This window comes from Vibrio kasasachensis (assembly GCF_050337565.1).
Classification (GTDB): Bacteria; Pseudomonadota; Gammaproteobacteria; order Enterobacterales; family Vibrionaceae; genus Vibrio; species Vibrio kasasachensis.
Genome location: NZ_JAKJTB010000026.1, coordinates 41,494 through 61,643 on the forward strand (window position 1 = coordinate 41,494; position 20,150 = coordinate 61,643).

Genomic DNA, 20,150 nt, shown 5'->3' on the forward strand with positions numbered 1-20,150 from the left:
TAATTAAAAGGTGTCAAAGCGAAAGAGGGCGATTTATTAATTACGTACGTTAACGTTTAGCCAAACTTGTCTTCCTTTGTTGTAATACTCGTTTGGAATGTTGTTGCCCAATTGAATGCCAGAAAGAGAGATTACTTCTTGGGTATCGAGAACATTGGTGACACTCAATCCTAAAATGACGTGGCTACCCAACTGAGATGGCGTCCAGTTCACCGCCATGTCCCAAGTCACTATGTCATCTAACTCGGTTGATGCCAGCGAGTTAACACTCTCGCGTTGACCGTTGATTTCGACTGTTTCCATTCCTTGAAAGGTGGTGGCTTTCTTGCCTTGCTGATATTTGACGCGGTTATTCCATACTAGCCCGGTTCCAACCCAGTACATGTTTAGGTCTAAACTGCTTTTAACAGGGGATTGATAGCCACTGACGTCCATTTCACCGTAGCGGACCAATTGACCATCGAGCATCACCCACTCATCTTGGAAGCCTCCATCCAAGTCATTGCCTTGGTCAAATTTTGCTTTCAAGTCACCGTGACCTTTGCGGTGGTCATAAGCAACCTTCCAATTTGCACTAAAGGAACCACCTGCAAACTCGTAAGGGTGGATGGTTGATACTTCTAAGCTAACGATTTGGTCATCACTTTTTATGTTATTGTGGATTGTCGCAGTGCCAGTGTCTGAGTCCACGGAGTAGGAGGCACCATCACGTTGTTGGCGATAGATATAAACTGTATTAAAAGCAAAATTATTTAGGTCAATAGCCCATGATGCGCTTAACTCATCTGAGTAGGGAATATCGGCTTGATTGAGCGATAAGCTGTCAAAGTTTGTGGTTCTTGTACAGGTCAGGTTACTAGGGTCTAGGTTGCTCCAGCTACCATCATTAGCTGTACAGTTGCGATAGTTAGATTGGTATTTCTTCTGTTCTGCTTTTAATGCCCATCCCAAAAGGTTTGCACTGTAGTAACGGTTTACACCCAGTGTTATGCGGTTGGTGTCAACTAAATTGAAATCCCAACTGGTGGTGAAACGGGGCGAGAATACGGTTTGATCAAATACGCTCATATGATCGAGCCGACCACCCAAATAGACACCCCAGCGGTCCCATTGCATTTTGCTATCAGCAAACAGACTATATTGCTGTGCATCTGCATCATAATTGGCGCCATCATATCTAGATAGACTTGAAATACGTGGGTGACCTGGGACTATCTCGAGGTGTTGATAGACGGTCAGATCGTTTGGACGATTAACGGTCCCTTGTTGATGACTTAGCTCAACACCCAAGCTAGGTTGATACTCGATGCTGTCAGTAACGAATGGATCAAAATACAATGCAGATTTAAACTGATATGAGCTTTGCGTTTGTTTGAGAACGCCATAACTACCTTGGTTTTGGAACTCAAATGTGCCGTTTATTCTTTTCATGAATACAACAAAGTAGTCACTCTCAGCTTCGCGCTCATCGCTAAGGTGGTCGTATGATAATGAGCTTTGCCAATGACTATTTTGAAGCATGCGGTCCACTTTAAATGTGGCACCATAACCAGAGTGAGAATTTACGGATTCACTGTATTCTTGTACTGCGTCACCACTATTGTGGTCGTTCATAAAACTGTTACTTTTGTGATCAGCGAAACGAAAATCGGTGGTCGTTTGCCACAAACCCGATTGCCAAATATGGGTAAGGAAAATGTTATCCATGGTTTGGTCAACATCTTTACGGTTATCTAGTGGGATTTCAGAGATTTGATGGCTTATATTTAAGGCGAGTTTTTGCGTGTTACTTATTGCTCCGCCTAAGTGAAGAGCATGCATACGTTTTTGAAAATTGGGTTGATACTCACCTGAGCCATCAATCGGAGTGCCATAAGAGTCTTGAAAGTTCTCACCCACCTTCTGTGGTTCGTTCCAGTCGCTGTCGTTGATGCGGAAGTTGTAATCAATGACGAAGTCTTCAGTAGGTTTACGCAACTCGGCATTGATGATACCACCAGTAAAACCGCCGTGTTCTGCGCTAATGTTGTGATCGAGTACTTCAACGCTATCAATTAAGTTGGTATCGACAAAATAACCGGACGTGTGACCGGAAGTAAGTGCTGTGGGGTGTTCGCTAGCATTGCCAAAAGTGGTTGAGTTATTAACGCCCACGCCACCAATGGTATATTTTGTTTGGTGGGGGCGAGCGCCTGATAGAGATATTTCTTCAGGTTTCAAGTCACCGCCTTGCATTGACCCTTGAGCATCGTTGATTCCGACTCTAGGCTCATGTTTTAGTACTTGAGATAGTGAAGGATTATCTTTGGGGGCTTGTTCCAATTCAAGGCGGTCAACGGTTAGTGCCGTTCCTGTGACAACGACGACCTCAGGTTCACTTTGTTCAGTCTCTTTATGATCTTGTTCTATTTCTTGCTGGGCAGCGGCATTACCACCGTAAAGCGTACAGATAATCGCCAATGCTATAGGCGTTATTTTGTGAGAGCTATCCATAAATCCTACTACTATTATTAGTGAGAGTTGCAACGTTAGTGATTAGCGCGATAGGCAGGAATAGTTTTTGCATTTAAATGCGCATGCGAATTGTTATCATTAACATGTGCATCATCCATAATTTATATTCGAAAGCAAGGTTATATTAATAAAATTAATAGCAAGAGGCGGTTAGGTAGCAAATTTAGACAATATACTTAATATATAAACTATATTATTTAATAAGAACGACTATTAGTGATACGCTCGGCAGGTAATGGTTTTGGTTGTTTGCTTTGATGTTGAACTGGTTACACCGACTGGTTGTGCTCTTGCAGAGGTGCGATGGTCACTAAGATTGAGTTTCCTATATCAAAAAAGTGTGGGGAAGGCGATAAACAGTGGAGTGAGTGCTGAATTAGTAGAAATGAACGATGGAAATCAAGCGAGTGCTGTTTGAAAAGCCACCACCCACATAAAGTGATGGCTCAAATACTATTACCACATTAGATCATCTGGAACGACAAAGTCAGCATATGGATCATCTTCAGCGATGATATCTGAGGCTAACTCTTTTTGTTCGATGATCACGTATTGGTCTCGTTGCGCTATTTTGTTCGCCACAACACTTGGAATAACTGCGTAACTCTCTCCAGAGCGTGCTATTGCCAAAATTCCTTTACTTAGCTGTTCACGAATTAGCGGTTCAACGTAAAGAAACTTAACTAGCGTACCGTCGGTGAAGTTGTATTTACTATCACTATCACCAAGATCTAACTTATTCATCTCAATCAATTGTTTGATTTGAAATTGAATTTCTTTGCTAAGGCGCTCTTCATTTTGTTGTGTGCTGAGCTCTTTGTCGCGCTCTTGCTGCAGGCGTTTGTTCTCTTCTACTGCCGCTTTAACTTCTTTGGCTTGAACACGAGATTTTTTAGAGCCTTTCTTCGCTTTTTTTAGCTTCTTTTCGTTGACTAAGCCCGCTTTAAGCATTTGCTCTTGAAGTGTTAGTTTTGCCATGGTGTTCTCAATTAGTTCGTATTTTTCTTCATTCTACATGAGTCATGTAACTCATAGAAAGATTCCTTTGGATAAAATAATAACGTACCTGTTTCTGTATGAAAAACAGGCGCGAACAGATGGTTATTCGATATCGTTGTTTTGCTTGAACTGGAACAAGTGGCAGACTCTGAAGTTTGCATTAAGAAAGGCAGCCCTCACGGCAGAACTTAGGGCACATCAATGGTTTAGAGCTCGAAGTTATATGGATAGTTTGCTGCTTTAAACTGTTTCATTTCATAGAGGTTTTCATCCGCTTCAGCAATGGTTACATCATAGTTATTGTTTACACAAGCCGCAGTACCATAGCTAAATTCGATTTCTTCCAATTCACATGCTTTAGTGAAGGTTTCTATAAAATTCTGTGCATTTTCGATATCTACAATTGCTATGAATTCATCCCCGCCTACGCGAAACGCATAGCCGATGTTATCGCAACAGCGAATGAGTCTGCGTGCAAATAGGGCCAATATTTTGTCTCCAATATTATGCCCTTTGGTATCGTTAATCAGTTTGAATTTATCGAGGTCCAAGTAAAAGAGTTGGTATGCACCGTTGGGCATTAGGCTTAAAGCGGTTCGCGTATAGCATTTAGTTAAGTCGTCGGTAAGGGAAAGCTTGTTGACGGTGCGTAAGTGCCTGAAAAGACCGTAAATAATGCATCCGTAGGCGATGATAAGCAGTGCCTCATCAAGTAAAGCATCTGCAAAAGGGAAGCGTTTGCTCACCATGTTTTCAATATAAATAACTTCGGTTATTGTATCATAAAAGCCATTTATAATTGCACAGGTCATCCCTATTTTGATTACCTTTGAACTAACCAGCTTTATGGTGACTGATGTCATGAGTATTACGGAATAGAGTCGGGTGACTTCCAAACAATAGTCGTAGATTGATTCGACATGGATATCGAGATAGAAAACCGGAAAAAGCAACGCAATCGGAACGAACAAAAACTTCAGCATACGGCGCAGAAGACCTAGTGTAATTTGATTGTCGTTAAATAGTGTTTTCATTAAAATTTGATCCAAGCCGTTTCAAGCGTAGCGATGATAGCAAAAACACAACGAGGTAAATGCTATTAATGGCATATTTTGGATAGTAATCATTATACAGTTGTATGCGTATTGTTTTTCGCTTATGAAGTTATCGTATACCGCTCGGTGAAGCGCCTATAGAAAACCATGATCAAAGTGCGACGCGATCGCCGAATCATTTAAAGACTGAGTAAAGTAAAATTGAAATCTATGGAATTGAAGGCGAGGGTGATGGTAGCTATACGTGGTGGCGTGAGGCACATATAAAATTTATCATTCAATATGCTAAAGAAGCAGGCGCGAGCTTCTCTGAAGAGTCGGTATTAGTGTTCGAAGTATTTTAAAAAATGTATCCATAGCACTAATTAGTTAAGGTAATTGGCTAATAGTGTAAATGAATAATTGTATTAGAAGGCTAAGGCGGCACTTGAGCAAATAATTGGTTTGCATCATGCACGCCTTGAATCAGCATTTGCATACCTATAACCGCTAAGATTAGCCCCATTAGACGCGTTGTTATACTGATGCCGCTATCGCCTAATTTATCAACGAGAGTTGGACCGAAAAGAAAGCAGGTAAAGGTAATTAAACACAGCAGTGCGAAGGCGGTGATTGTCACTACAATATGTAAAATGTTACCGGAAGCGGAATAATTCATGGCTGTAGCTATGGTACCAGGACCGGCAAGGATCGGCAGCGCCAAAGGAGAAATAGCAATGTCTCTATTATCGCAATTGCTTTCGCTTTCAGAGTGCATTTTAGATTGATTGCCTTGTAGCATATGATAACCAACTAAAAATACCAATATTCCGCCAGCTAATCTTAAGGCAGGAAGGGTGATGCCAAAGAGATCGAATATCCCTTTTCCTAGCAGACTAAACAGTGCCACGATGACAAAAGCGCACAGTAAGGCTTTTGTTGCGGTTTTGCGCCTTTCACTCACAGATTGTTTGCCTGTCAGCCCAACGAACACCGCAGTATTGGCGATGGGGTTCATCATAGCAAAAAATCCCATAAACACCGTTACTGCCAGCGTGGTAAAGTCGTGTAGCATGCCATTTGCTCCATATAGTCCAACCTTTTAAAACTAGCACGTTCTTATCCAGCTTGCGTTAATAGCTTTGATGAAGTCGTAAATCCTTTATATACTGCATTCTACGTGAAAATATGCGATTACTTTGTTCGTGATTAAGTTTTACTAGCAGAATATGGGGCTTGGGAATACAATCGCATTTTTCATATTGCAGTATTTTATTCATGAATAGAGTAAATGTTGTAGGGGCTGTTATCGCCTTTATAGGCTTTACGGCGTTCCTAACTCTGTTTACATCAGGCAGTAATGTTTCTGTGATGTATTGGCCAAATGAAGCGATGCAGGGGCTTGCGTTTACCTTCGCTTGGGGGCTGGGTGTTCCTAGTGGCTTAGCATATCTATTAGCTATTGTTTTAATGATTGGCGTATTTTTTAGCTTATTCCGTATCGGGAAACGTCTCGCACAAATGTGCTTTCGATAGTTTAATCAAGCGAAAAAAAGGCTGAGAGTTAAACTCTCAGCCTTTGTTCATTAAGCGTTACGAATTAAACGTCGTAAGTGGTTGAGGCTGTGTTGCCGCCAGTACCTGTCCAGTTAGTGTGGAAGAACTCACCACGTTCACGGTCGATACGCTCGTATGTGTGAGCACCAAAGTAGTCACGTTGAGCTTGAAGAAGGTTTGCTGGCAAGCGAGCCGTAGTGTAGCCGTCTAAGAAGGTTAACGCCGAAGTGGTACATGGCATTGGGATGCCTGCTTCTAGTGACTTAGCCGCCACTTTACGCCATGCACTTAGGCTGTTTTGTAGGATATCTTTAAAGTAAGCATCAGAGCCTAGGAACGCTAACTCAGGTTTCGCATCATACGCGTCACGAATGTTGCCTAAGAATGCTGAGCGGATGATACAACCACCACGCCACATTAGCGCTACGTTACCGTAGTTTAGATCCCAGCCGTTCTCATTAGACGCTTCACGCATCAGCATAAAGCCTTGAGTGTAAGAGATAATCTTAGACGCAAGTAGCGCTTGGCGAAGTGCATCAACCCACTCTTGCTTGTCACCTTCAACAGGGGTGATTGTTTTGCCGAACAGTTGTTCTGCTTCTACACGTTGGTCTTTCAGCGCTGATAGGCAACGAGAAAATACCGATTCAGAAATCAGTGTTAGTGGAATACCTAGATCTAGCGCGTTGATACCTGTCCATTTGCCAGTACCTTTTTGGCCGGCAGTGTCTAGGATCTTTTCAACCAGAGCTTCACCATCTTCGTCTTTGTAGCCAAGGATGTCGGCGGTGATTTCTACTAGGTAGCTGTTCAACTCAGTTTCGTTCCACTCGGCAAATACCGCTTGCATCTCGTCTGCTGTCATACCAAGACCATCTTTCATGAACTGGTACGCTTCAGTGATAAGCTGCATGTCACCGTACTCGATGCCGTTGTGAACCATCTTAACAAAGTGACCAGCACCGTCGTTACCAACCCAGTCACAACAAGGCTCGCCAGCGTCAGTTTTCGCAGAGATACCTTGGAAGATTGGTTTGACTGCTTCCCACGCTTCAGGTGCACCACCAGGCATGATTGATGGGCCAAAACGAGCACCTTCTTCACCACCGGAAACACCAGTACCGATGAAGTAGATGCCTTTTTCACGAAGTGCAGCTACACGACGGTTAGTATCAGGGTAGTTAGTGTTACCACCGTCGATAATGATGTCGCCTTTGTCTAGTAGCGGTGTAAGTGCGTCGATAAACATATCAACCACTTCACCAGCGCGAACCATTAGCATCACTTTACGTGGTGACTCTAGTTTCTCTACCAATTCTTCAAGCGAGTAAGCACCAACGATATTTGTGCCTTTTGCAGGACCCTCTAGAAACTCGTCAACTTTCGCAGCTGTACGGTTATGAGCGACAACTTTAAAGCCGTGGTCGTTCATGTTTAGGATAAGGTTCTGGCCCATTACTGCTAGACCAATTACACCGATATCACCTTTCATTGTGTCTCTCCAATTGTGTCGTACGACGCTCGCGTTACGCGATTTTTGCTGCTGCGTCTGAATCTAAATACCATTCGGTTTCACCAGTTTTAGACTGGATTTTCGCTGCCGGGTAAGGCAACTCACTTGCCGGAGTGGTATGAATTTGGTTAACGATCTCAACTTTACCCGCGCCAAGCACTAGGTAACTGATTCGTTTGGCTGCTTGTAAAACCTTTGCGGTTTTGGAAACGCGGATTTGCCCCGATTCAGGATGAGACGCTAGAACCGATAAGTTCTCATCTTGATAGTTTGTTTTGTTTGGGAACAAAGAGGCAGTGTGACCATCTGCCCCTACACCGAGCAAAATCCAATCAAATACTGGTGTGCCATTTTCGCATGGGATCACTTCCGCCATTTCCTTAGCGAAGCGCAATGCTTCTGCTTCTGGCTGGTCTTCACCACGGATACGGTGAATATTTTGTTCAGGAAGTGCCACTTGGGTAAATAGTAGCGCGTTAGCTTCACCGTAATTACTTTCAACATCGTCTGGTGCTACACAGCGCTCATCACCCCACCAAAAGTGGAGGTTTTGCCATTGAATAGACTCAGCGTATGGCGCACTCGCGAGTAATTTAAATAGCATCTTAGGTGTACTACCACCTGATAGCGAAATATGAACTGGGCGATCAAGCTCGCTATACGTTTTCATATTATCAGCTAGGCTTTCAACAACCTGCTCGGCGGTTTTAAAGATCTTGTGATTGATCATAGTTCGCAATAATCCGTGTCAGTTAGGTTCTTACAAGGGTAACGCCATGCGCGACCATCTCGTTGCAATAAGTCGTTGGATTCTTTCGGTCCCCAAGTTCCGCATGCGTAGCCAAATAGAGCTTGTGGGTCTTGTTTAAATTCAAGGATAGGTTGAACGTACTTCCAGCATGCTTCTACCGCGTCACTACGAGCAAATAAGGTTGCATCACCGTTCAAAGCATCAAGTAAAAGGCGCTCATAAGCGGTAAGCATTTGTGCTTCTTGCAAATCAGCATAGTGGAAGTTCATTTTCACTTCTTTTGCTTTAAAACCAGCTCCTGGCTGCTTTAAGCCGAAGCTCATTTGAATGCCTTCGTCTGGCTGAATACGAATGATCAGTTTGTTTTCAGGTGCATTTTGCCCAAAGACGGGGTGTGGAGTGCTCTTAAAGTGAATTACCACTTCGGTTACGCGTGTTGGCAAACGTTTACCGGTACGCACGTAAAATGGCACACCATTCCACCGCCAGTTGTTGATGTACGCTTTTAGACCTACGTAAGTTTCAGTGCGTGAGTCAGCCGAAACCCCCGGCTCTTCGCGATAGCCCAACAGATGTTGACCGCGCACATCCGATTCAGTGTACTGACCTAATACTAGGTTGTTACGCAGGTCGTCTTCTTCCAATGGTTTTAGGCATTGCAGTACTTTGACCACTTCATCACGAATAGAGTCGGCATTGATTTGTGCTGGTGGTTCCATTCCCACCATTGCTAATACTTGTAGCAGGTGGTTTTGGAACATATCGCGCATCGCGCCTGAACCATCATAGTAACCACCGCGCTCTTCTACGCCAAGGAACTCAGCACCAGTGATTTCAACGTAATCAATAAAATTACGGTTCCATAGCGGTTCAAACATGGCATTTGAGAAGCGAAAAACCAACAGGTTTTGTACTGTTTCTTTGCCTAAGTAATGGTCGATACGATAGATTTGGTGCTCTTGGAAATGCTCGTGAATTTCTTTGTCTAGTTGACGTGCAGAAGCAAGATCGTAACCGAATGGCTTTTCGATGATTAGACGTTTCCAACCGTTGTCTTCGCCATTCAAACCATGAGCTGCAAGGCTGGCAGGGATAATACTGTATAAGCTAGGTGGAGTTGCAAGATAGAACAGGGTATTACGCTGTTCAAATTGATACAGGTCAGCGAGCTGATCAAGGCGTACTGTCAACTTACTGTAGTCAGCAGTATCAGAAGTATCTATGGCTTGGTAATACAAGTGATTGATAAATGCATCTAAAGTCGCGGGCTCAGTTTTTTCCATTTCTTGTAGAGAGCGCTTTAGCTTTTCGCGATAAGAGTCATCGCTGTATTCGGTGCGGCTTACGCCCAAAATTGCGAAATTGTCAGGAAGCTGCTTGTTCGCGTAGAGGTGGTATAAAGCTGGGATCAACTTACGATACGTTAAGTCGCCCGAAGCACCAAAAATAACGATGCTGCTGTTTTCTGGAATTACCATCATCTTTCCCTTAAAACGAGGTAGTAACTGCGTGCCAAAGATGGCTTTCTTATGTATAAATCTAGGAAAGCAACCCTATCAACGACACCTCAAAATTGATAATCGATGATACCTATATTACTGATAGGTAAAATCGAAGCTCGTTGAGCTATAACTCAATACGGCGCTGTATTGTCTACGACAATTTGATTTACATCAACTGCCTAAAGCGCGATTGCTCAATATGTAACTGGTTTTTTCTGGGATAAATTGAGCATGATATTTTTTATATAACAAAATCAGTTAATTGCCACACATCCAACCTGTTATCATCAAATTAAATTTGAACAGTATTTTCTCGTATGCCCATTAGTATAGAGGGGATACAAGCCTTAAAAAGAACAATTTCGAAACAATTCTGATGGTAAAGAAGGTTCGAAATAGCTAATTATTGCAGTAAACTAGCTGTTCAGCCCAAGGAGTGAACAATGATAAGAAAAGCACTAATTTTAGCGACTCTGTTTGCTAGTCAATCGATGGCGAGTGATTACGATTTAAAATCAGCAATGAAGCAGATGAAGTTGGATTTCAAACACGCGGCAGAAGCTCAAACTGTCGAAGATATGCAACGTGCTATGGTTAGTTTTAATCAACTTATTGATGCTTCGCAGCAAGCGCAATATCCAGATGAAAAACAAGCGTTATATAAAGAAGGGTTTGAGAAGCTTTCCGTTACGATTGACAGCATCAACCAAGAGCTAGATCAAGGTGATTTGCAAGGCGCTAAGCAGCAATTGAAACTTATTGATGACTTGCGTGAAGAATACCACGAAAAGCGTAACCCGAGTATTTGGAGCAAACTGTTTGGCTAAGTGATTTACTGTGCGGGGCACCCGTTATTGATGTGTGCTCTGCAGAGACAGCGGCGCGAATTGTTTTGATGTACCAGATTTGTGAGATAACCCCAGGCACTGTCTTTATATACAGTTATAATGCTTTTAGATTGCAATCGGAGAGCATAATGTTGTTATTTACTCAGCAGGAACTGTATAAATTTATTGTAGAAGCTAAAGCTAATTCATATGTTGCACGTGCGCCAAAATGCTTGTCTTCTCGACAAGGAGCTAATGATATTCAATATCGTAGAGGTCGTTTTCAATATATGGACAGTTACTTTGGTGGCAATGACTTTCTTGGGCAAGAAGTGGTTTATTTTGATGGTGAGCCTATTTGGGCAATGAATTATTACGGTAAGATCCTTAAGCCAACTGTATATGATGGCGAAAAAGCAGGTAATGCAGTTTTGAGTAGCCTGAGTAAGCTCTATGAATCAGGGCATTTTCTGGGGCATTTTGCAAATGAGACAGATTGGGGGACGTATCAGGACACTAATCAAGGTGATGTGTTTTCCTTCACTGGTTATGAATGGATTGAGCTATCTGGATTAAAAGTGTACGAATTACATTATCATGGCGGTCTAATTAAGTCTTAATTATGAATTACGAAGATAAAGTTTTTAACGAAGAAAGTTTTGCGAATCAAGATTTGAGCTATGCCAAGTTTGTTAAGTGCAAATTTTTTAATTGTGATTTCAGCCGTGCACAATTGGTTGAAACTCAGTTTGAACAATGCAGTTTTATTGAGCAAGGCGAGTTGGAAGGGTGTGATTTTCACTATGCGAACTTGCAAGAGGCCAGTTTTAAAAACTGCCAACTTTCAATGAGTCAATTTGTCGGAAGCAACTGCTTTGGCATTGAGTTCCGTCAATGTGATTTGAAAGGAGCTAACTTTTCTCAAGCGCGCTTTGCCAATCAAATTAGCCACAATGTCTATTTCTGCTCTGCCTACATTACTGGGTGCAATTTGTCATATGCAAATTTGGAAAGACAGTGTATTGAAAAATGTGACTTGTTTGAAAATCGTTGGATTGATACCAACTTGCAAGGTACTTCATTGCAAGGTTCTGATCTAAGTAATGGTGAGTTCTCGGCAAATATTTGGGGTGATTTCCGTATTCGAGAATGCGATCTAACCGATTGTGATTTAACTGGGCTTAACCCAATCAAGGTCGATCTCACTGGTGTAAAAATCGCCAGTTGGCAGCAATCGCAATTACTCGAACAGTTGGGTGTAGTAGTTATTTAAGTCTATTTGGTTTTGAATTGTTCTTTTTTATTATATGGTTACACTATTTTGTGACCTGAGTAACATATAAAAGTATTTGGATATCATGCTCATTATTGTGCTGTGATACGCTATTGACGTGGCTAAACTTTCGATTGATAGCAATATCAATCGATTATGTGGTGACAACACCCTTTTACTTTTATCTTTTAAGGACAGAGAATGAAAAGCGTCTTGTTTTTTGATTCAATGCTTACACCGAAAATTGTTACTTTTATCTATTGGTTATTATTGCTGGTTTCACTCGTTGGCGGTGTGGCGACGATGTTCACTGGTTATGGCGCAAGTGCTATCTTCTTTGGCTTGTTGCAAATTATCGGTGGTGCGCTAGGTGCACGTATCTGGTGTGAGTTAATGATCGTTATTTTCAAAATAAACGGCAACTTACAGGCGTTGGTTGATAGAAAATAAGACAATGTACCCAAGTAACCTCAGATGCAGGATTTACTTGGGTATAGCATCCAAGTAGAAGCCTTAATTATATAAGGCTTCTATTCTGATTTTTGTTATTGAGTAAAGAGCGTTAAATACTGTTCATACCCTTCGTTTTTTAGATCTTCTTTGGCTACAAAGCGCATCGCTGCAGAATTCATACAGTAGCGCAATCCAGTTGGTTTAGGTCCATCTTTAAATACATGCCCTAAGTGAGAATCACCAAATCGGCTGCGAACTTCTGTGCGAGGATAAACCATTTTGTAGTCAGTCTGGGTGACAACAAAGTGACTGCTTATGGGTTTAGTGAAGCTTGGCCAACCTGTTCCAGAACGATACTTGTCAGTTGACGAGAACAGTGGTTCACCGGAAACCACATCAACATAAATGCCTTCTGCTTTGTTGTCCCAATATTCGTTGCTAAAAGCTCGTTCCGTACCGTCCTCTTGGGTAACATAATACTGCAGCTCTGTCAGTGTCGCTTTGAGTACGCTATCACTAGGTTTAGAGTATTGTTTGCCTTGCGAAAGCGCTTCTTTATCATCGATCATTTGGCGCAGAGTCAGAGGATTACTATTACGATCATCACCAAAAATCTCATCTAGATAGCTGTCTCTGCCTGAAGCATAACGATAGTATTTATAACGTACAGAGTTACGTTTGTAATAGTCTTGATGGTAATCTTCAGCGACCCAAAACTCGTCAAATGGTCGAAGTTCAGTTTTTAATGGCTGCTTAAACACTCCTAATTGTTCAATATCAATCATGAACTGTTGAGCGATCTGTTGTTGAAATGCGTTGTGATAGAAGATAGCAGGGCGATATTGTGGACCACGGTCGACAAATGAGCCTTTATCATCAGTTGGGTCAATATGGCGGAAAAACTGATCGAGTACCTGCTCGTAACTTACTTGTTCAGGGTCGAAAGTGACTTGAATTACTTCGATATGTTCAGTTTTACCCGAGGAAACCTGCTTGTAAGTCGGGCTCTTAAGTTGCCCCCCCGCATAACCTGACACAACATCAATCACGCCGGGCAATTTTTCCAAATCTGATTCGGTACACCAGAAGCACCCACCGGCTAGAGTGGCTAATTCTTGCTTGCCATTTGACGGTACGTTATTTGATGAGCTATCTGCAACACCAAAAAAGGAAGCGGCGATAAGCAGCAGAGCAGATAGGGGTAGTAACAGCGATATCTTCAGTTTCATACCAACCTCATAGTTTGTTCATTCTTTTAGACAGGAACGAGTGCAGACCGGAAAAATTTCATCTTAATGTTAATATATTGCTTAATATTATATTTAAACTGATTTACAGGTTAACAAAGGATTGGAGAGAGTTATGGGAAATGATATTACCGGAACTTGCATGTGTGGAGCTTGCCAGTTTGAAGTAAAGGATGACTTTAAGCGATTTTACTTTTGCCATTGTAAGCAGTGCCAAAAATTAACCAGTAGTTCTCATGCTGCCAATTTGTTTGCGTTGCCAGAGAACCTTAAGTGGGTAAAAGGTGAAGATCAAACTATCCTTTATCACCATCCTACAAGGTTATTTACTCGGCGGTTTTGTAAGTATTGTGGTTCGGGGTTACCTGTGTTGACCAAAAATGGCAAATTTATGCTGGTACCGGCAGGGGCGTTGGAATCGGAACCTAGCCGTACGGTGGATGCGCGTATTTTTATTGAAGAGCAGGCACAATGGCATAAATTAGGGCTTGAGCAAGCTTGCTGTAATGGGTTTCCAAGCTGATGCGTGGGTGTTTGTGATTGAGAAGATTAAGAAAACGAGCTCGAAAGAGCCCGTCTTCAATGAGCCTGAATTATTACGTTAGCTTAAGCCGATGATATTGCCGTCATCATCGAGATCTAAGTTCATAAATGCCGGTTTTTCAGGTAAACCAGGCATTGTCATTACATTGCCGCAAAGAGCATAGATGAACCCTGCGCCGGCACATAATTTTAGCTCACGAATGGGTACATTAAAATGGCTCGGTGCCCCTTTAATATTGCCATCAGTTGAGATGGAAAGTGGCGTTTTAGCCAAACAGACCGCCAAGTTGTCAAAACCTTGTGTTTGATACTGTTCCAACTGATGTCGAGCTTGATAGCTAAGAGTGATGCTAGATGCGCCATAGCCGACTTCAGCAACCGCCATCAACTTTTCTTCCGTTGATTGAGAAAATTGGTACAGCGGGGTAAAAGTGCTTTTAGTTTGGCACTGTTTTATCACTTTATTTGCTAGCGCTATAGTGCCATTGCCACCCTTGGCAAAGCCCTCACTAATGGCTACTTCGACTTGATTTGGTAGTGCATTTATCATCTCAAGAAGTTGCGATAGTTCGTGCTCACTGTCTTGAGGAAAACGGTTGATCGCCACTACTGCTGGCACACCATATTTTTCAACGTTTTCAATATGCCACTTCAGGTTAGCAAAACCTGCTTCAAGCGCTTTGTGATCATCTTCGAACAAAGAATCAGGAATGGTTTGGCCCGGTTTTAGATCATAAAGTCCTGAATTGGCTTTCAAACCTCTTAGTGTTGCGACAATCACAGCGCAGTCAGGTGCTTTACCCGAAATTTGAGCCTTAATGTTGCAGGCCTTTTCGAAACCCATATCCGAACCAAACCCACCTTCGGTGACGGTGAAATCGGCTAAACGGGTGGCGATATTATCGGCAATTATTGAAGAGTTACCGTGGGCGATATTAGCAAAAGGGCCTGCATGGATGAGCGTAGGAACACCTTCAAGAGTTTGCATTAAAGTCGGCTCAATGGCGTCGCGCATACTCACAGCCATGGCGCCAGCCACTTGAAGATCTTCAGTTGTAATGGGCTCATCATTTAATGAGTAAGCCACCACAATTCGACCAATACGCTGACGCAGATCCTTCAAATCAGAGGATAAAGCGAGAATTGCCATTAACTCTGATGCTGCTGAAATATCGAAGCCATCTTTGCGCTCGTAGCCGTTGATATCTTTGTTGAGTTCATTGTTACCCACAGTGACCATACGGAGTGCGCGGTCGTTATGATCCATTACCCGTTTCCACACTACGCGCTTAGGGTTTATTTTAAGGGATTTTAAACCGCTGCGAGCTTCGAAATTGTCATAGCCATTACGCTGTTCGTGATATATACGCGCATCAATAGCTGCGGCGGCAAGGTTGTGGGCGGCAGTTACGGCGTGTATATCGCCAGTTAAGTGGAGATTCAGCTCTTCCATTGGCGCGACTTGTGAGTGCCCACCGCCTGCAGCTCCCCCTTTTACACCGAATACCGGTCCCATTGATGGCTGACGAATACAAGCCATAACAGAGTGATTAAGTTTAGCGATGCCTTGAGCCAAACTGACGGTAGTTACGGTTTTACCTTCGCCCAGTGGCGTTGGTGTTATAGCGGTGACAACAATCAATTTACCTGTCGGTTGATCATTAAGGCGTTTTAGGCAAGTAAGAGAAACTTTAGCTTTGTACTTTCCTTGGCTATGAAATTCATCGTGCAATAAGCCAGCACGAGTTGCAATGTCACTAATTGGTGACAGTTTTGTGGTTCGACAAATATCAATATCCGATAGCATAAAACCCTCAATTATGCGGAAAAAATGGACACGTAAACGTTTGCGTAAGGATAATAGCGGCAAAATGTGCTTTGTAAAGGAATAGTTGTTAGCACGTCGTCTAGCGCGGGGTATTTTAGCTCACTGTTGCTGGTAGAAGAAAGGAAGAAATCAAATGAAGACAGATATAACAAAAGCCCCGAAAAGGGGCTTTGAAAAACGAAGTGACGAGTAAAACGAGTTTACCACTCATCGTCGGGGAAAATTTTTCCCTCTGGCGCGTAAGGATCATCGTCAAAAGGGTGCTCCGTTTTTGTACGTAGCATTTCTAACTGATGCTCTAGCATGTTGATTGCGTCGTAATCGCCTTCTGAACATGCTACGTACATTTGCTGTTCAAGCGTCCGAATCGTATCTTTGCTACTCATACACACCTCCTCAAACAGATAGATGAATTGAAGGTATTTTTCAATTCTCATACCTACCGCTTTTTAGGTGTAGTATGTGATTAGATGAAAAGCAAGAATGGATCAAACGATGCCTATACGCCTCAAGTTGCCCCCTTTAGTGTTAGCCCAATGAGCATTTCCTGAGTTAGATTTTAGGGTTATAAAGATCGTTGTTGGTCTAAATGTCGGACAAAAAATCCATTTGTTGAGTTTTAAATGGCTACTTGAATTTGTTATATCCCCCCTAGTTATTAGCAATAAGTACTGTATCCATACATGATGGCTAGGTATTATTGTTCTACTAATTGTATTGGGGTTTCAAAATGGCGAAGGCTACGGCGGAAGAAGCAGCAAAAACTAGACAAAAAATTATAGATACAGCGCTAGATATTACGCTTAATGAAGGTTTTGAACACGTTACACTTGGTACGTTAGCGAAACGTATTGGCATGTCACGCTCGGGCATTAATTGCCACTTTCCTAGAAAAGAGCATATAGCTGAAGTGCTAAAACCGATCATTGTTAAAACACTGATTGAGAATTTGGACTTTGGATCGTGTTCGGATTTTTATGAATCTTGGGTGAATGCGATTGACCACGATCCACACTTTGTTGCTGCTGTTCGAGCGTTAGGTCCTATTGTCCCTGTTGGCGATGGTTTTGGTGGTTTGCAAAATCGTATTCAATGTACGGATAACGACCTTGTCAAGCAGACAATTTACAAAGCAATTGGATACTCGGTGGTGCATATCGCCGAACAAATGAGCCGCAAAGAACTGTCGATAATAAAGTGATGCGCTAGTGTGTTACCAATATCGGCTGAGCTAGCACTCGCTCACAAGCTGATCTTAGAACTAATTTGAAAGAAAACACTCCCCCCTATTAAAGGGGGGGGGGGCTTATGGGGAAAGCCAAATTGAATTACTAAAGAAAAGAGATCACACTTTCTCTAAAAGGAAATTGATGATTTTTTCATCCGCTTCAATAGCGTCAGGGCAATGGCCGTATTCTTCTGATATGTAAACTTCGCCTTTAGTTGATAGCGCGGCAGTCTTCTTTACATCCTCTGGCATCGCAATGGGGTCTTTTTTGGTATTTATCGCCAGTAATGGTGTTTCAATACGAGTTTTACCATCAAATAACCCTTTGTTTTTCAAAGAAAGTCGTGGTCCGATTATTTTAAAGTATTCCATATCGCCGATATCGCCACCGATACGAGCAATGAAGGAATCCGCTGACATTTTCGGAATATACTTCAAGGTTTCTGGGTTGCCTATTGGTCCATCAACAAGAGCACATCGAGCAACGATTGCTTTTAATTGATTTTGCTTAAGGGCAAAGTCCATTAGCGCTGGGCCCACACCAGATGAACCTAACACTCCAATTCGGTTGGAATCGACGAGTTTGTTGTTTGATAAGAAGTTGAACGCAGCATCGTGGGATGCACTTTCGTTACCAATTTCGACGTGATTTCGGTAGTCTAGTCCTGCTCCCGGCATGTCAAATGTCAGTACCACGTAACCTTCGTTGAGTAGCGGGGTAATTGATTTACGATGCTCTATTAACGTCTTGTCTACGCCACCAGACCACATAATGGCAGGGGCTTGCGCTTTCTTTTGTTTTGGAATGTGTAACAAGCCAGGTACGCTTCTGCCATCTTCTCGCATCATGTCGACTTTAACGACTTCAATACCATGTAAATTTGTCGCTTTTATGTATAAGTCTACGGCTTTATCTAACGCCTGTAGCTCATTTGGTCGTTGAAGGTTAGGGTATGAGGCAACAAGGTAAGAAACACTCGCACGGTCGTAAGCTTGCGCATTGTTTGTTGCTATCGCGTTTAGTTCGGCGTTTTTGGCGATTTGCGTGAACTCGTATGTCCAATATCCTGGTCGGTCATAGTTTTCTAAATCGACTAATCCTTCTTTTCCAGCACTTAGCTTGGTGACTGTCGCAGTAAAGTCTTCAGCGGCCAAGCCCATAGCAATCCATTCCTCCAACCTCAAAGAACGATAGAACTGGTTTTGCACCTCAGATAGGTTGGCTTTGAAAGCTTGATGTGCCGTCATGTTAGCATCTTCAGCCATTACAGGAGACGCGAGTGAGCATGCAATAAGGCTTGAGAGTAATAGTTTCTTCATAGAATTATTCCTAGAAATTGTAAGTGATACCCGTACCGATGATGATTTCAGATGATTCGTAGAAGGCAATATTTGAACTGGTGATATCAAAACCAGCGATGGCGTTGAAGGCAACATTTTCCCAGCCAAATAGGTGGTCGTATTCGTATGCGCCAAACATTCCGAATGTATGGTCTTTTTGGGTTATGTCGAAAGCGGCGTGTTGAGCATCATATGATGTGGTTTCGTAGTTACCAGAAATTGCAAAGGCATGACGCCCCGTCAATTTTTTGTATGAAAGCTCTACGCCATAGGTGGTGTTTGACATGGCATCGCCGTCTGCTGAAAAAGATTTATATATCAAAGACGGTTCAAGCATCGAGGTTTCATTGATGCCATAGTGATAAGTGAACTTTGAATAAATGCCTGAGCCATCGCGATCGAGAGAGGCGTCACCAGAGGCTTCTTTTTCTAATTCTTTAGTGAAATAAGCTAGATCGGCAGAAAAGTTTGAATCTAAGATGTTGGTATAGTTAACTCTAAATGCATTACTTGAAACGTCGGTGATTTCGCGATCTTGGTCGACTACATAAGGGTCTTCCCATGTCTCTCCACCCAAAGATGGTAAGAATGACAACGTAAGAGTTGAATGCTCTCCGATTGCGCGAGTGTAACCAGCTTCAAGAGCAAAATCACCAACGGCAATGTCTTCTCTCGATGTGCCGATAAACACTTGGTTTCGGTCATCAAAGGTATAGCGGATTTGTCCTAATGGTGCTGCCGTAATACCCGATTCACTACTACCAGATGTATTGAGTTCATTATCTGCTTTTTTCTTTTCATCGGTATTAAAGTTTGACTTTTCAGCGGTAAAGCCAATTAGACCAGTAATCTCGCCACTGAATCCGTTGTCATCTAATTGATCAGCATTTGCAAATGCTGAGATGGATAGGGCAATTGCAGTAAGGGTTAGTCGCTTCATCTTTATCTCTCGTTTTTTGTGTTACATAAAGGGTGTCGCACGTTAAGTAAAAAAAATGTCAAATTCTATTTGAGAGGCGTAGAAATGTATCCATAACCTTGTAACTAGATTGAGTAACTAAGACGTTCTGCGTATTAAAATTAATATAAGGATCATGATCTTAGCTTTGAGGTTAGAAAAATTGCACAATGAAAAGAGCAAAAGGTTTTACCTTGATTGAGTTGACAGTTGTGATTGTGGTGCTAAGTATTCTTGCAGTGACGGCGATACCGTTGTTCGTTAACTTTAGCACTCCAGCCATTAATGAATCTTTGCCTATGGGTTTCCAACTCACGAGCCGGACATGACATGACCGTACATTGTAGCAGTTATGGTGATTACTTTGACTCAATCTGGAAGGCAGAGGGAGGCCGCAAAGGCAATACGGTTTTTGTATTTAAGAGTGATATAGAAGAGGGGAGGTTTACTGGTAGTCATTGCTATATTAAGTGAACTAGCGCCGGCTATTATATCGACGGCACGTTCTAAAAACCAAAGCTCGAACTTGTTCCATGTAAGAACTAGTCGCTTATTATGTTTGATCGTCAATGTGATTGTGAG

The 20,150-nt window shown here is 42.4% G+C and carries 20 protein-coding genes and 1 pseudogene; 9 read left to right on the top strand and 12 right to left on the bottom strand.

Annotated features, from left to right (window positions below; all coding sequences use genetic code 11):
- Positions 1 to 36: 36 nt before the first annotated feature.
- The 3 genes from L4C38_RS19120 to L4C38_RS19130 form a co-directional block, all read right to left on the bottom strand.
- Positions 37 to 2,493: a TonB-dependent receptor plug domain-containing protein gene (locus tag L4C38_RS19120; protein WP_428799147.1), complete on the bottom strand. Its 2,457-nt coding sequence runs from the start codon at positions 2,491 to 2,493 to the stop codon at positions 37 to 39.
- Between the two features lie 477 nt (positions 2,494 to 2,970).
- Positions 2,971 to 3,492: a DUF2058 domain-containing protein gene (locus L4C38_RS19125; RefSeq protein ID WP_428799148.1), complete on the bottom strand. Its 522-nt coding sequence runs from the start codon at positions 3,490 to 3,492 to the stop codon at positions 2,971 to 2,973.
- 227 nt (positions 3,493 to 3,719) lie between these two features.
- Positions 3,720 to 4,547 carry a GGDEF domain-containing protein gene (locus L4C38_RS19130; protein ID WP_428799149.1) on the bottom strand — a complete coding sequence of 276 codons (828 nt, stop codon included), beginning with the start codon at positions 4,545 to 4,547 and terminating at the stop codon, positions 3,720 to 3,722.
- A 236-nt stretch (positions 4,548 to 4,783) separates the two neighbouring features.
- On the opposite strand from L4C38_RS19130, the gene L4C38_RS21315 reads away from it, so the two are divergent.
- Positions 4,784 to 4,912: a hypothetical protein gene (locus L4C38_RS21315; RefSeq protein ID WP_489686416.1), complete on the top strand. Its 129-nt coding sequence runs from the start codon at positions 4,784 to 4,786 to the stop codon at positions 4,910 to 4,912.
- 71 nt (positions 4,913 to 4,983) lie between these two features.
- Here L4C38_RS21315 and L4C38_RS19135 read toward each other — a convergent pair whose 3' ends face one another.
- Complete coding sequence (locus L4C38_RS19135; RefSeq protein ID WP_428799150.1) at positions 4,984 to 5,622, bottom strand: MarC family protein; 639 nt, start codon at positions 5,620 to 5,622, stop codon at positions 4,984 to 4,986.
- 203 nt (positions 5,623 to 5,825) lie between these two features.
- On the opposite strand from L4C38_RS19135, the gene L4C38_RS19140 reads away from it, so the two are divergent.
- Positions 5,826 to 6,083 carry a hypothetical protein gene (locus L4C38_RS19140; protein ID WP_428799151.1) on the top strand — a complete coding sequence of 86 codons (258 nt, stop codon included), beginning with the start codon at positions 5,826 to 5,828 and terminating at the stop codon, positions 6,081 to 6,083.
- A 64-nt stretch (positions 6,084 to 6,147) separates the two neighbouring features.
- Here L4C38_RS19140 and gnd read toward each other — a convergent pair whose 3' ends face one another.
- From gnd to zwf, 3 genes are read right to left on the bottom strand one after another with little or no spacing between them, the layout of a single operon-like run.
- Positions 6,148 to 7,596 (bottom strand): decarboxylating NADP(+)-dependent phosphogluconate dehydrogenase, encoded by a 1,449-nt coding sequence (gene gnd, locus L4C38_RS19145; protein ID WP_428799152.1) that lies wholly within the window; start codon positions 7,594 to 7,596, stop codon positions 6,148 to 6,150.
- A 34-nt stretch (positions 7,597 to 7,630) separates the two neighbouring features.
- Positions 7,631 to 8,347: a 6-phosphogluconolactonase gene (pgl, locus tag L4C38_RS19150; RefSeq protein ID WP_428799153.1), complete on the bottom strand. Its 717-nt coding sequence runs from the start codon at positions 8,345 to 8,347 to the stop codon at positions 7,631 to 7,633.
- Positions 8,344 to 9,846 carry a glucose-6-phosphate dehydrogenase gene (gene zwf, locus L4C38_RS19155; protein WP_428799154.1) on the bottom strand — a complete coding sequence of 501 codons (1,503 nt, stop codon included), beginning with the start codon at positions 9,844 to 9,846 and terminating at the stop codon, positions 8,344 to 8,346. Before zwf ends, pgl begins: the two co-directional genes overlap by 4 nt.
- Before the next feature lie 470 nt (positions 9,847 to 10,316).
- Here zwf and L4C38_RS19160 point away from each other — a divergent pair, with 470 nt between their 5' ends.
- The 4 genes from L4C38_RS19160 to L4C38_RS19175 all read left to right on the top strand — a co-directional run bounded on the left by L4C38_RS19160 (position 10,317) and on the right by L4C38_RS19175 (position 12,420).
- Positions 10,317 to 10,697: a cytochrome b562 gene (locus L4C38_RS19160; RefSeq protein ID WP_428799170.1), complete on the top strand. Its 381-nt coding sequence runs from the start codon at positions 10,317 to 10,319 to the stop codon at positions 10,695 to 10,697.
- 149 nt (positions 10,698 to 10,846) lie between these two features.
- Complete coding sequence (locus tag L4C38_RS19165) at positions 10,847 to 11,317, top strand: DUF5680 domain-containing protein (RefSeq protein ID WP_428799155.1); 471 nt, start codon at positions 10,847 to 10,849, stop codon at positions 11,315 to 11,317.
- 2 nt (positions 11,318 to 11,319) lie between these two features.
- The gene (locus tag L4C38_RS19170; protein ID WP_428799156.1) at positions 11,320 to 11,970 is read left to right on the top strand and encodes a Qnr family pentapeptide repeat protein; all 651 of its coding nucleotides are present in this window, start codon (positions 11,320 to 11,322) and stop codon (positions 11,968 to 11,970) included.
- Between the two features lie 201 nt (positions 11,971 to 12,171).
- Positions 12,172 to 12,420, top strand: coding sequence for a DUF4282 domain-containing protein (locus L4C38_RS19175; protein WP_428799157.1), 249 nt, complete (start codon positions 12,172 to 12,174; stop codon positions 12,418 to 12,420).
- A 95-nt stretch (positions 12,421 to 12,515) separates the two neighbouring features.
- Here L4C38_RS19175 and msrB read toward each other — a convergent pair whose 3' ends face one another.
- Positions 12,516 to 13,652 (bottom strand): peptide-methionine (R)-S-oxide reductase MsrB, encoded by a 1,137-nt coding sequence (gene msrB, locus L4C38_RS19180; protein WP_428799158.1) that lies wholly within the window; start codon positions 13,650 to 13,652, stop codon positions 12,516 to 12,518.
- Positions 13,653 to 13,785: 133 nt separating this feature from the next.
- Between msrB and L4C38_RS19185 the strand changes: the two genes are divergently transcribed.
- Positions 13,786 to 14,193 (top strand): GFA family protein, encoded by a 408-nt coding sequence (locus L4C38_RS19185; protein WP_428799159.1) that lies wholly within the window; start codon positions 13,786 to 13,788, stop codon positions 14,191 to 14,193.
- Between the two features lie 78 nt (positions 14,194 to 14,271).
- On the opposite strand, the gene L4C38_RS19190 is transcribed toward L4C38_RS19185, so the two are convergent.
- Positions 14,272 to 16,020, bottom strand: coding sequence for a formate--tetrahydrofolate ligase (locus L4C38_RS19190; protein WP_428799160.1), 1,749 nt, complete (start codon positions 16,018 to 16,020; stop codon positions 14,272 to 14,274).
- Between the two features lie 221 nt (positions 16,021 to 16,241).
- Entirely contained in the window at positions 16,242 to 16,427 is a 186-nt protein-coding gene (locus L4C38_RS19195) for a hypothetical protein (RefSeq protein ID WP_428799161.1), read from the bottom strand.
- Between the two features lie 344 nt (positions 16,428 to 16,771).
- On the opposite strand from L4C38_RS19195, the gene L4C38_RS19200 reads away from it, so the two are divergent.
- Positions 16,772 to 17,242, top strand: coding sequence for a TetR/AcrR family transcriptional regulator (locus L4C38_RS19200; protein ID WP_428799162.1), 471 nt, complete (start codon positions 16,772 to 16,774; stop codon positions 17,240 to 17,242).
- Between the two features lie 144 nt (positions 17,243 to 17,386).
- Here the strand turns inward: L4C38_RS19200 and L4C38_RS19205 are convergent, their stop codons facing one another.
- Entirely contained in the window at positions 17,387 to 18,589 is a 1,203-nt protein-coding gene (locus L4C38_RS19205) for an alpha/beta hydrolase (RefSeq protein ID WP_428799163.1), read from the bottom strand.
- Between the two features lie 10 nt (positions 18,590 to 18,599).
- The gene (locus L4C38_RS19210) at positions 18,600 to 19,550 is read right to left on the bottom strand and encodes a DUF2860 family protein (protein ID WP_428799164.1); all 951 of its coding nucleotides are present in this window, start codon (positions 19,548 to 19,550) and stop codon (positions 18,600 to 18,602) included.
- 188 nt (positions 19,551 to 19,738) lie between these two features.
- Between L4C38_RS19210 and L4C38_RS19215 the strand changes: the two are divergent.
- Positions 19,739 to 19,864 (top strand): annotated as a pseudogene (locus L4C38_RS19215) (type IV pilin protein); the annotation flags it as partial.
- Between the last annotated feature and the right edge of the window lie 286 nt (positions 19,865 to 20,150).

What these genes read in the sequence shown, in the direction of transcription:
- msrB (WP_428799158.1), bottom strand. Translation starts at nt 13,652, where the DNA reads ATGAAACTGAAGATATCGCTGTTACTACCCCTATCTGCTCTGCTGCTT.
- L4C38_RS19185 (WP_428799159.1), top strand. Translation starts at nt 13,786, where the DNA reads ATGGGAAATGATATTACCGGAACTTGCATGTGTGGAGCTTGCCAGTTT.
- gnd (WP_428799152.1), bottom strand. Translation starts at nt 7,596, where the DNA reads ATGAAAGGTGATATCGGTGTAATTGGTCTAGCAGTAATGGGCCAGAAC.
- zwf (WP_428799154.1), bottom strand. Translation starts at nt 9,846, where the DNA reads ATGGTAATTCCAGAAAACAGCAGCATCGTTATTTTTGGTGCTTCGGGC.
- L4C38_RS19205 (WP_428799163.1), bottom strand. Translation starts at nt 18,589, where the DNA reads ATGAAGAAACTATTACTCTCAAGCCTTATTGCATGCTCACTCGCGTCT.
- L4C38_RS19200 (WP_428799162.1), top strand. Translation starts at nt 16,772, where the DNA reads ATGGCGAAGGCTACGGCGGAAGAAGCAGCAAAAACTAGACAAAAAATT.
- pgl (WP_428799153.1), bottom strand. Translation starts at nt 8,347, where the DNA reads ATGATCAATCACAAGATCTTTAAAACCGCCGAGCAGGTTGTTGAAAGC.
- L4C38_RS19175 (WP_428799157.1), top strand. Translation starts at nt 12,172, where the DNA reads ATGAAAAGCGTCTTGTTTTTTGATTCAATGCTTACACCGAAAATTGTT.
- L4C38_RS19130 (WP_428799149.1), bottom strand. Translation starts at nt 4,547, where the DNA reads ATGAAAACACTATTTAACGACAATCAAATTACACTAGGTCTTCTGCGC.
- L4C38_RS19195 (WP_428799161.1), bottom strand. Translation starts at nt 16,427, where the DNA reads ATGAGTAGCAAAGATACGATTCGGACGCTTGAACAGCAAATGTACGTA.
- L4C38_RS19140 (WP_428799151.1), top strand. Translation starts at nt 5,826, where the DNA reads ATGAATAGAGTAAATGTTGTAGGGGCTGTTATCGCCTTTATAGGCTTT.
- L4C38_RS19135 (WP_428799150.1), bottom strand. Translation starts at nt 5,622, where the DNA reads ATGCTACACGACTTTACCACGCTGGCAGTAACGGTGTTTATGGGATTT.
- L4C38_RS19125 (WP_428799148.1), bottom strand. Translation starts at nt 3,492, where the DNA reads ATGGCAAAACTAACACTTCAAGAGCAAATGCTTAAAGCGGGCTTAGTC.
- L4C38_RS19190 (WP_428799160.1), bottom strand. Translation starts at nt 16,020, where the DNA reads ATGCTATCGGATATTGATATTTGTCGAACCACAAAACTGTCACCAATT.
- L4C38_RS19170 (WP_428799156.1), top strand. Translation starts at nt 11,320, where the DNA reads ATGAATTACGAAGATAAAGTTTTTAACGAAGAAAGTTTTGCGAATCAA.
- L4C38_RS19210 (WP_428799164.1), bottom strand. Translation starts at nt 19,550, where the DNA reads ATGAAGCGACTAACCCTTACTGCAATTGCCCTATCCATCTCAGCATTT.
- L4C38_RS19120 (WP_428799147.1), bottom strand. Translation starts at nt 2,493, where the DNA reads ATGGATAGCTCTCACAAAATAACGCCTATAGCATTGGCGATTATCTGT.
- L4C38_RS19165 (WP_428799155.1), top strand. Translation starts at nt 10,847, where the DNA reads ATGTTGTTATTTACTCAGCAGGAACTGTATAAATTTATTGTAGAAGCT.